Here is a 9,701-nt window from a genome sequence, read left to right as displayed (position 1 = left end):
GTTGGGCCGGGCGTTCGGGGGAGGGCGGTTTCCGCGCCATGTCGGGGGGTTCTTCAGCGGCGCGGACGCAGGCTCGGCATCGGAACCCGGTGGCGGGCGGGTTCTCGGCCAGCCGCCGATGCACCGGGCCGGTGACGAAATGCCCGCATGCGCAAGGTGCTCGGAACGTCTCGAACCGCTCCGGGACGAGGTGCCATGCCGACTCCAGCACCGAAGTCATCCACGTCCATCCGCGCGAAGTCATCGAGAATCCGCGCCTTCGTGGAACTTCTCGCACCGCGTGGCGTCTTCCGGCCCGAGGTACACCTGCGAGCAGTGGAAGCAGGTTCGCAATTTCCGTTGCACGAGCGTCCATTCGGCCATGACGTCTTCGGTGGCGCGGCGGTCCGCGAGCTGTTCCGGTGCCTGGTATCGCTGCAATTCCTGATCACCCGCTCGGTCGTTTTTCCTTGCTGTGGCGCGATAGTCACGTGGTAGAAGTGAGCGACGTGGTCGCTGCCGTTTCCCCGGCAGCAGTGATCTTCTTGGAAGCCCGAGGCCCGCAACAACGATGTTGCCGTGCGCGCAGCAGGTGAACATCGATGTCGAGCGGTCGCCGACGAACAGCGAGGAGCAACACTTGGCCGCGACCCCCAAAGCCCGCGCGCTCGGCCTGGCGGTGCGCAAGGAACGCAACGACCGCAGCACGAGCCTGCGCGAACTGGCCGGCCGGATCGGCCGCCACTCCGGCGAAATCTCCCGCTGGGAGAACGGAGAACGCCCGCTGACGCCCGAACGCACCGCGCAGATCCTCAGCGCCCTCGGCGTCAGCGGCGATCGTTTCGACGAGATCATGTCCCTGGCGTACGAGGCGAAGAACCCGCCGTGGGTGGCGACGACGCTGCCGGAGCGGGAGCGGCAGCTATCGGCTCTGATCGACTTCGAGGAGTTGGCGAGCCAAGTTACCGAGGTAGCTCCGCTGCTGGTTCCTGGACTATTGCAGGTACCCAGCTACATCCGCGGGATCATGACCGGCGGTGGCGGCGTTCCTGCCAGCGAGGTTTCGGCGCGGGTGGCACTCCGGCTCGGCCATCAGAAGATCTTGAGCCGCACCGACCCCGTGAGCCTGGTGGTGTACCTCGGCGAAGCCGTCCTGCACCAGACTGTTGGTGATCGGGCGGTCATGGCGGAGCAACTGCGGAACCTGATCGCAACGCGTGAGCGCTCGAACGTCGCCTTGCGGGTAATCCCGTATCGGAGCGGTTGGAACCCTGCCTTGGACGGCGCATTCACGCTGGTCGAATCTGAGACCTCGGATCCCGTTGTTCAGCTGGAGAACCGCCGGTCAACGTTGCTCCTACACGAGGATGAAGATATCGAGGTTTACCGTCACGCTATTGATCAGCTAGACAAGGTGTCGTTTGACACTGACGAGTCCATGCGAGCGATCGCGGAGACCGCTAAGCGATGGGAGCGAACACGGTGAACAACTGCCAACGCTGGGTGAAGTCCAGTCGCAGCCAAGCTGGTTCCAACTGCGTCGAGCTGTCCGAAGACCTGCGCTACCTGCGCGACTCGAAGGACCCGGACGGCGCCACCTTGCGAGTCGACGTCGGAGCCTTCGTGGCCGCGGTGAAGCGCGGCCGCTTCGACCGGAAGTAGCTGCTCCGGCGAGCCGGCATCCGGGCGTCAGAGCGTGCTTCGCTGTCATACCTTGCTGACACCCTGCCGCCGACGGAACACCGTCGGCGGCAGGGGGCAACGGTCATGAGCAGCGCGGTTGTCGCCGAACTTCTCGAAGAAGGCGGCGTGGAAGTTTCGGCGATCGATGACCGGGCCGCGATCGTCGAGGCGTTGCAGCGGGCCAACCGGGACCAGCCGAAGCAGGCCTGGACCTTCTTCGTGGACATCAGCGAGCGGCGCGCGCCGAAGTTGTCGGTCGGGCTCGACGGTGACCGCGGTGTGCTGACGTACTGGGACGGCCGCACTTCGTACCGTTCTGCCAACGGCTCCAACACCGAGCCGGTGGACTACTGGCGCGGCGGTCACCACGCTCAACTCGCCGAGTACAAGGAGATCTCGGCCGACCAGGTGCTGAGTGCCCTCGATGAGTTCCTGGCCAGCCGGCGTCAGCCGACTTGTGTCGAGTGGGTCGCGGATTGACCGACCGATTGAACAGGATCGGAAGCGACCGTATCGGTGTGCGGTACTCGCTGGGCACGGAGCAGCTCTCGAAGTTGCGTTGCAGGTGATCCCATACCGCAGCAGGTGGCATTGCGGGCGCGTCGGCCGGCGGCTGACGGTGTTCCGTAGGCGATTTGCCAGCAGTCTGCTGTTGCCAACGCGCCCATCCGGGGCGGGCGCAACCACGAGCAGCGCGCCGGTGGCGACCGCGGCGCTGGCGCCGTTCGTAGCGTTCGAGTTCCTGCGCGCGTTGAACACGCACTCGATAACCCTGGTCGTACTCGACGCGCTGATCATCGTGCTCGTGCTGCGCGAGTCCTTCACCCTGCGCGCTCAGCGGTGATCGGCGGAGTGAGCGGCGGGGCAGGTCATCGGACCGGCCGCGGATGGTGATATCCATGCGCGGCGGAAATGCCACCGCCGTTCGCCGTGCGGGCCGATGGTGGTGCGCCAGGGAGGTTCTGATGGTTCGGGAGGCGGTCGCGCCGGCGGCCGATCCGCGGGATGCGGACGCGGTGCGCAGCAGCTCCGGATGGCACGCCCGGGTACCGCGGGCGGCGGCGGGTGCGCTGCTGCTGATCGCGCTGCTCAGCGTCGCCTCCGCGGTGGGGCTGGCGGTCACCGGCGGCATCCAGCCGGTCCGCCGGATCGTGGACGACTTCGTGTTCCCCGCGCCGCCCAACCTCGCGTACGCCGCTTTCCTCGTGGTGCTCGCCGCGGCGCTGGAACGGCGCAAGCACGTCGCCTACCGCCTCCTGCTGCTCATCATGGTGCTGCAAACGCTGGCCGATGCGCTCGTGGTCTTCCTGTGGAGCACCGATCAGGAATTGCTGGCCGAAGAAGTCGGCCGATATCGGGCGCCGGAGTGGGGCGGGTGGGTCTTCGCGGTCAACCTCGCAGTCAGCGTGGCCGTGTTCGCGGCGCTGCTGCTGGCGCGCGACGAGTTCTACGGCCGGACCAAGCGCGGCGGTGTGCGCCAGGGCCTATCGGTGTTCGCCCTGCTCGTCACCACGTCGGTCGGCCTGGGATTCGTGCTGGCGTGGCTGGCGCCCGGATCGCTGGAGAACCCGTGGGAGTGGCTGACCTGGACCGCCGAGCGGGTGCTGGGCGGGGCGGTGACCTTCGACATCGCCCGGGACGGGCACGCTCCCGCCTGGGTGAACCTGCTGCTCGGCCTGTTCGGCGCGGCCGCGCTGTTCACGGCGCTGTTGCTGATGCTGCGCGCCCAGCGGGTCGCCTCGGCGCTGAGCGAGGACGACGAGCGGCGGATCCGAACGCTGCTGGCGGAAAGCGGCGAACGCGACTCCCTCGGCTACTTCGCCACCCGCCGCGACAAGGCCGCGTTGTTCTCGCCCAGCGGCAAGGCCGCCATCACCTACCGCGAAGTCGCCGGGGTCTGCCTGGCCAGCGGTGACCCGCTGGGCGAACCGGAAGCGTGGCGCCCGGCCATCGACCGCTGGCTGGCGATGTGCCGCGAATACACCTGGGTACCGGCCGTGCTCGGGGTCAGCGAAGCGGGCGCCGCCGCCTACGCCCGCGCCGGGCTCAAGATCCTCCAGCTCGGTGACGAGGCGATCCTGCACACCGCGGAATTCAACCTCGACGGGCGGGACATGCGACCGGTGCGCCAGGCGGTCAACCGGGTGCGCCGCGCCGGGTACACCGCACGCATCCGCAGGCACTCCGACGTGCCGCAGCGGGAAATGGCCGAGGCGATGCGGCTCGCCCGCGAATGGCGCCACACCGACACCGAACGCGGCTTCTCGATGGCGCTCGGCCGCCTCGGCGACCCGGCCGACGGGGAATGCGTGCTGGTGGAAGCGCTGGACGCGGACCAGCGCCCGGTCGGCCTGTTGTCGCTGACCCCGTGGGGACGGCACGGGTTGTCGCTGGACCTGATGCGCCGCGAAGGCGGTTCGGACAACGGCGTCGTGGAGCTGATGGTCTGTTCGCTGATGCAGGAGGCGTGGTGGTTCGGCGTGGAGCGGGTGTCGCTGAACTTCGCGGTGTTCCGCTCGGCGTTCGACGAAGGCGCCCGGCTCGGCGCGGGACCGGTGTTGCAGGCTTGGCGCGGCCTGCTGCTGTTCTTCTCCCGCTGGTGGCAGCTCGAATCGCTGTACCGCGCGAACGTCAAGTACCAGCCGCGCTGGTCGCCTCGGTTCGTCGGCTTCTGCGAACGCCGCGAGCTGGCGCGGATCGGAGTCGCGTCGGTGATCGCGGAAGGTTTCCTGTCCGTGCCGGGTGCCGCACCCGTCGCCGCGCCCGAGGAGCCGTCCGGCGAGCATCGCCGCGTTCCGGCGCTTTCCGAACCGCGCCCGGATTCCGGGGACGTTCCGGAACAATCCCGGATGCGGCTGGACAAGGCCGACGACCTGCGCGCCCGGGGACTCGACCCGTACCCGGCCGGGATCACCCGAGCGGAATCCTGCCGCAGCCTGCTGGACCGCCACGGTGGCCTGGCCGCCGACAGCAGCACCGGCGACCGGACTTCGTTGGCAGGGCGCGTGATGCTGCTGCGCGACCACGGCGGGGTGTGCTTCGCGAGCCTGCGCGACTTCTCCGGCGACGTGCAGGTGATGCTCACGGCCTCGGGCAGCGGCGACGCCTTGCGGACCTGGCGCGAGCAGGTGGACATCGGCGACCAGGTGTCGGTGACCGGTGACGTCGTGGCCTCCGCGCACGGCGAAGTGTCCCTGCTGGCAACGGAATGGACGATGGCCGGGAAGTGCCTGCACCCGCTGCCGAGCAAGCACCGGGGGCTCACCGACCAGGACGCCCGGGTTCGGCAGCGCTACCTCGACCTGGTCATGCGGCCGCAAGCGCGAGAAGCACTGCACGCGCGCAGCGCCACGCTGCACGCGGTGCGAGGCGCGCTCATCGGCGATGGCTTCCTCGAAGTGGAGACGCCGGTGCTGCAACCCGTGCACGGCGGCGCGAACGCGCGGCCGTTCAGCACCCGCAGCAATGCTTACGACATGCCGCTGTACCTGCGGATCGCGCCGGAGCTCTACCTCAAACGGCTCTGCGTCGGCGGCGTGGACAAACTCTTCGAGATCGGCCGCGTGTTCCGCAACGAAGGGGTTTCCTACCGGCACAATCCCGAATTCACGGTGCTGGAAGCTTATGCGGCGTTCGCCGACTACGGGACCGTGCGGGAGCTGTGCCGCCGGCTGGTGCAGGCCGCCGCGGAGGCGGTCAACGGTGCCCAGATCGCCCGCCGCGACGGGGACGTGGACCTCAGCGGGGAATGGCCCGTCATCACCGTCAACGAGGCGATCTCGAAGGCGCTCGGCGAAGAGATCACCACCGACACACCGCTGGAGGATCTGCACCGGGCTTGTGCGGCGGCCGGTGTTCCCCACGACCCCGAATGGGACCGCGGAACCGTTGTGCACGAGGTTTACGAGCGGCTGGTGGAGCCCAGCACGCAGGAACCCACCTTCTACACGGATTTCCCCGCCGAGGTCGCGCCGCTGGCGCGCCCGCACCGAGCGGATCCGCGGCTGGCCGAGCGGTGGGACCTCGTCGCGTTCGGCGTCGAGCTGGGAACCGGGTATTCGGAGCTGACCGATCCCGTCGAGCAGCGCCGCAGGCTCACCGAGCAGTCCCGGCTCGCCGCAGGCGGGGACGCGGAGGCGATGGAGCTGGACGAGGACTTCCTGACCGCGCTGGAATACGCCATGCCGCCCACCGGTGGACTCGGACTCGGCATCGACCGGCTGATCATGCTGCTGACCGGGCGTTCCATCCGGGACACGCTGGCGTTCCCGCTGGCCAAACCTGTCGGGAGCTGAGCGCAGGCGGACGGGACCGCCGGTGGCCGCCCGTTCGCTTCCGCGTGCGACGCCGCGCCGAGGACGTTCGGCTCCGCCGGTTCGTCCGGTCGACTCGACCGTCCGTCCATTGAGGACTCGGCGGCGCGGTGGCGCGTTTTCTCCCTTAGCCCGGGATGGCTCCCGCTCAAGGCGCCGCAACGGGTACGAGCCGTGGAAGGGCCGACAAGGGATTCCCCGGTGCTCGTTGCGCTCAGCAGCGCTCGTGCGGCCGAAGCGGGCATGATGCGCGAAATCGATCGAACGAGGAGCCGCGGGGATGGACACACCCGGATTCCCCTCCGGAACGCTGGACGAAGACGGGTACCCGATCTGGTTGTCCGAAATGGCCGAAGAGGAGCCGAACGCGATTCTGCACCTGGTGCGGGACATGAGCCCGGACGAGGTTCTGCGGGGGTTGGAAGCCGATCCTTCCGCGGCGGTGCCGTGCACGTTGCCTGCGGAACGGCCGAAGGGCGTTTCGATGCCCAAGGCCGCTTTCGGCTCGGACTCCCGGGCGATGAGCGTGCTGCTGGCAGGCCGGATCGGCGGCTGGACGTTCGTGTACGACGACGCCGGGGCGACCGTCGCGATCGGCGGGCTGCCGATCCTCCGGCGCATCCTCGGAGCGGCCGCCCCCACGGAGGTGCCGGAGTCGGCCCCCGAAGGCGGCTGGGACGCCACCAGCGATCCCGCCGAGGTGCTCTCGGCCGCAGGCGGTCCGGCGATCACGCTGCACGAGTGCATCAACGGCTTGACCAGCCTCACCTACGCGGTGAACGGGCGGGCGGTGTTCCGCACCAATTCGGACGAAGTGGACGGACCGTTCGAGGACAAGCTGCCCGCAGAAGTCCGAGCGGCCGACGATGCCGCCGGAACCATCGCGGAACTCGCCTTCGAGCCCGGTGAACGCGACCCGAGCGCGGTCGCCCGCTTCGCCTGCGCCCTGGCGGGTGCGAGCTGGACCATGGCCGACCTGCGCGCCGCGCCGCTGCGGGTGGTCGAACTCCACTGAAGCCGCGCGACGGGTGCCGGATAGGACAGGCTGCTCCGCCGCCCCGGTCAGGCGAGCTGGACGTGGGCTTGGGCGTGCACGGTGTCGTGGCCGGTGAGCACGGTGAGATCGGCTGCGTTGTCGTCGGGGTGCCCGGTGACCAGCACCGGATCACCGGCGAACACGGGACGTTTCAACCGGTAGTCCACTGAGGACACGCCGCGGCCGGTGCGGCGCCGAGCCATCTCGGTCATCAGCAGCACCAGCAGCGGCCCGTGCACGACCAGCCCGGGATACGACTCGACCTCCCGCGCGTAAGGCGCGTCGTAGTGGATGCGGTGCGAATTCGCCGTCAGCGCGCTGAAGCGGAACAACCGGACGGGGTCACCAGTGAACGGTTCCTGCCACGGCGCATCGGACTCGGCGGGCGAAACATGGTGCTCCTGTCGGCTTTTCCCGCCGCTCTCGCCGGAACGGTAGACGTAGTCCTGCTCCTCGACCAGCCGCAGCGCACCGTCCTGCCGATACTCGTTGCGCACGGTCACGAACGCCATCTCACCGGAGCGCCCCTGCTTCACCGCGACGTTGTCCAAAGAGGACTTTCGTTGTGCGGGGCGACCGAGCACCAGCGGAGTCGACAGGGTGAGCCGCCCGCCCGCGAACATCCTCCTGCGGTCCGGAATCGGCGGCAGGAAGTGCCCTTCGAGCGGATGCCCGTCCGGGCCGAGCTCGCCGTGCCGCGCCCACTCCAGGAAGTAGATCCAGTGCCACAGCGCGGGAAGCTCGGACTCGTCGCCGAACTCGTCCGGCGTCTCCAGCACGGCCGCGAGCGCCCGCGCGGGTTCCGGCGGCATCGGATCCGATTCCGTCAGCGCCTCCGGGGACCAGCCCGCCAAGTGTTCCTCAAGCACCGATGCTCCTCTCGTCCGGCGCCATCCTGCCCTCGTGCAGCTGTTCCAGCGACGTGCGCTTGGTCTCGACGCCGAACAGCGCCAGCGTCGCCGTCGCCACCAGCCAGCAACCCGAGATGAACACGAAAACCGCCGCATAGCCCAGCGACGGGGTCGTGTAGATCGTGGCGATCACCAGCGGTGCCACCACGTTCCCGATCCGGCCGAGCCCGTTGCCGAGCCCGGCACCGGCCGTGCGCAGGTGGGTGGGAAACACCTCGGGCGTGTAGGAGTACAGCACCGCGATGTAGGTCTGCGTCAACGCCGCGACCAGCACTCCGAACACCACGATCAGCGCGCTGTTGTCCGCGAGCCCGTAGCCCACGCCGAGCGCGGTCACGATCAGGCCGAGCACGGTCGCCATCTTCTTGCGCGAGAAGCGGTCGATGAACGGCCACGCCAGGAACGCGCCGGGCACGGCGCCGACCGTGGTCAACGCCGACATCGTGAGGCTCTTGGCGAAGTCCTGCCCGTGATCGGCCAGCAGCGTCGGGATCCACGACTGGAAACCGTAGAAGCCGACCAGCGCGAACAGCCACACCACCATCAGCGCGATCGTGTTGCGGCGCATCCCCGGGGCGAACAGGTCGGCCATCCTGGCTCGCGGTGGCTCTTCGGCGGGCTGTTGCTCGTTTCCGGTGTGCTCGGGCGCGAATCGGCGCACGATCGCCGCCGCCTCCTCGTAGCGGCCGCGGGTCAGCAGCCAGCGCGGCGATTCGGGCAGCCGCAGCAGCATCGGGATCAGCAGGAAACCCAAGGCGCCGAACAGGAACAGCAGCCGCCACGACTCGGGATGCGTGCCGGTCAGGCCGCGCGCGAGGAACGCGACGACCGGGATGCCGATCAGGCCGGTGCCCAGCGCGATCGACTGGAAGCGTCCGCGCTTCTCGGCGGGGGTGACCTCGGAGAGGTAGGTGATCGCCACGGTCGTCAGCGCGCCGAGCCCGATCCCGGTGGCGAACCGCGCCACCGCCATCAGCCCGACGCCGGTGATCAGCGCGTTCATCAGCGAACCCGCCGAGAACAGCACCACCGACCACAACATCCCGGCGCGGCGCCCGAGCAGGTCGGTGAGCCTGCCGCCGAGGATCGCGCCGACGGCCATTCCGGCGAACCCGACACCGGTCACCCACGCCACGTCGTGCACCGAGAAGTCGTGCGCGCGGCGGATCGCCGGGGCGGCGAACGCGAAGCTGTTGAGGTCGGCCAGATCGAAGAAGAACATCACGCTCACGGTCAGCAGCACCCGCCGGTGCAGCCTGCCGACGCGCGCACCGCTGAGCGCGGCGAGCAGGGGTGAACCGCTCATGGACACAGACCTCCATCAGGGAGCCCGCAAGAGGGGGAGAGCCGGGGCGGACGCCGCGGCGGAACGGCCGGATCGGATTTAGCCGTACAAAACGTTGCGTCAGTTTGTGATCGGGGTCGCCGGGTGTCAACCCATCGGGCCGGTTCGCCCGCTCCGGCGCCATCGACGTCGAGTGAACGGACTGTTGGCCCCAATAGATTGGTCAAACGGGCCGTTCGCTCCTGGAGTGGAGGGGTACGAGCGGTCCGCTCGCCGGGTCGCGGTGCGGCGTCGACCGCGCGGCATTGCACGGGCGGCGTTGACCTGGCGACGCAATTGGCCGTACAAATGTGCTGTCGGGTTTCCCGGAGGCCGCCGCGGGTGGTCAGGATGGACGGCGAACATGACCAGCACCGCTGCAACCCTCGCCCGCTGGGCCGCGGAGTTCACCCCGGGCCCGGACGACCTCGAACTGGCGCGGCGTTCGCTGCTGG

The 9,701-nt window shown here is 69.1% G+C and carries 10 protein-coding genes; 6 read left to right on the top strand and 4 right to left on the bottom strand.

Going from position 1 to position 9,701, the window contains the following annotated elements:
- Positions 1 to 244, bottom strand: a 244-nt coding sequence (locus tag IJH84_RS11045) for a hypothetical protein (protein ID WP_295143593.1), incomplete at its 3' end; no start/stop codon positions are given.
- Positions 241 to 420 carry a hypothetical protein gene (locus tag IJH84_RS11040; RefSeq protein ID WP_295143590.1) on the bottom strand — a complete coding sequence of 60 codons (180 nt, stop codon included), beginning with the start codon at positions 418 to 420 and terminating at the stop codon, positions 241 to 243. The genes IJH84_RS11040 and IJH84_RS11045, both read right to left, overlap by 4 nt.
- Positions 421 to 571: 151 nt before the next feature.
- Between IJH84_RS11040 and IJH84_RS11035 the strand changes: the two genes are divergently transcribed.
- The 6 genes from IJH84_RS11035 to IJH84_RS11010 all read left to right on the top strand — a co-directional run bounded on the left by IJH84_RS11035 (position 572) and on the right by IJH84_RS11010 (position 6,990).
- The gene (locus tag IJH84_RS11035) at positions 572 to 1,465 is read left to right on the top strand and encodes a helix-turn-helix transcriptional regulator (RefSeq protein WP_200072314.1); all 894 of its coding nucleotides are present in this window, start codon (positions 572 to 574) and stop codon (positions 1,463 to 1,465) included.
- Positions 1,447 to 1,641 (top strand): DUF397 domain-containing protein, encoded by a 195-nt coding sequence (locus tag IJH84_RS11030; RefSeq protein ID WP_295143586.1) that lies wholly within the window; start codon positions 1,447 to 1,449, stop codon positions 1,639 to 1,641. The genes IJH84_RS11035 and IJH84_RS11030 overlap by 19 nt, the downstream gene beginning before the upstream one ends.
- 105 nt (positions 1,642 to 1,746) lie before the next feature.
- Positions 1,747 to 2,142, top strand: coding sequence for an Imm1 family immunity protein (locus IJH84_RS11025; protein ID WP_295143583.1), 396 nt, complete (start codon positions 1,747 to 1,749; stop codon positions 2,140 to 2,142).
- 220 nt (positions 2,143 to 2,362) lie between these two features.
- Positions 2,363 to 2,506, top strand: a complete 144-nt coding sequence (locus IJH84_RS11020) for a hypothetical protein (RefSeq protein WP_295143580.1) — start codon at positions 2,363 to 2,365, stop codon at positions 2,504 to 2,506.
- Between the two features lie 121 nt (positions 2,507 to 2,627).
- Complete coding sequence (lysX, locus tag IJH84_RS11015) at positions 2,628 to 5,957, top strand: bifunctional lysylphosphatidylglycerol synthetase/lysine--tRNA ligase LysX (protein WP_295143577.1); 3,330 nt, start codon at positions 2,628 to 2,630, stop codon at positions 5,955 to 5,957.
- Positions 5,958 to 6,255: 298 nt separating this feature from the next.
- On the top strand, positions 6,256 to 6,990 hold the full coding sequence (locus IJH84_RS11010) for a hypothetical protein (protein ID WP_295143575.1): 735 nt from the start codon (positions 6,256 to 6,258) through the stop codon (positions 6,988 to 6,990).
- A gap of 47 nt (positions 6,991 to 7,037) precedes the next feature.
- Here IJH84_RS11010 and IJH84_RS11005 read toward each other — a convergent pair whose 3' ends face one another.
- Together IJH84_RS11005 and IJH84_RS11000 are read right to left on the bottom strand one after the other, a co-directional pair.
- A complete protein-coding gene (locus IJH84_RS11005; RefSeq protein ID WP_295143572.1) occupies positions 7,038 to 7,880 on the bottom strand; it encodes a MaoC family dehydratase N-terminal domain-containing protein in 843 nt (280 codons plus the stop codon).
- Positions 7,873 to 9,228 carry an MFS transporter gene (locus tag IJH84_RS11000; RefSeq protein ID WP_295143569.1) on the bottom strand — a complete coding sequence of 452 codons (1,356 nt, stop codon included), beginning with the start codon at positions 9,226 to 9,228 and terminating at the stop codon, positions 7,873 to 7,875. The genes IJH84_RS11005 and IJH84_RS11000 overlap by 8 nt, the downstream gene beginning before the upstream one ends.
- Between the last annotated feature and the right edge of the window lie 473 nt (positions 9,229 to 9,701).

This window comes from Saccharopolyspora sp. (assembly GCF_017434145.1).
GTDB lineage: Bacteria > Actinomycetota > Actinomycetes > Mycobacteriales > Pseudonocardiaceae > Saccharopolyspora_C > Saccharopolyspora_C galaxeae.
The sequence above is the reverse complement of the archived record's forward strand: the minus strand, read 5'-3'. Positions and strand labels throughout refer to the sequence as shown.

Bases quoted from the DNA above. Each gene is read 5' to 3' on its own strand.
- IJH84_RS11010 (WP_295143575.1), top strand. From the start codon at position 6,256: ATGGACACACCCGGATTCCCCTCCGGAACGCTGGACGAAGACGGGTAC.
- lysX (WP_295143577.1), top strand. From the start codon at position 2,628: ATGGTTCGGGAGGCGGTCGCGCCGGCGGCCGATCCGCGGGATGCGGAC.
- IJH84_RS11025 (WP_295143583.1), top strand. From the start codon at position 1,747: ATGAGCAGCGCGGTTGTCGCCGAACTTCTCGAAGAAGGCGGCGTGGAA.
- IJH84_RS11000 (WP_295143569.1), bottom strand. From the start codon at position 9,228: ATGAGCGGTTCACCCCTGCTCGCCGCGCTCAGCGGTGCGCGCGTCGGC.
- IJH84_RS11030 (WP_295143586.1), top strand. From the start codon at position 1,447: ATGGGAGCGAACACGGTGAACAACTGCCAACGCTGGGTGAAGTCCAGT.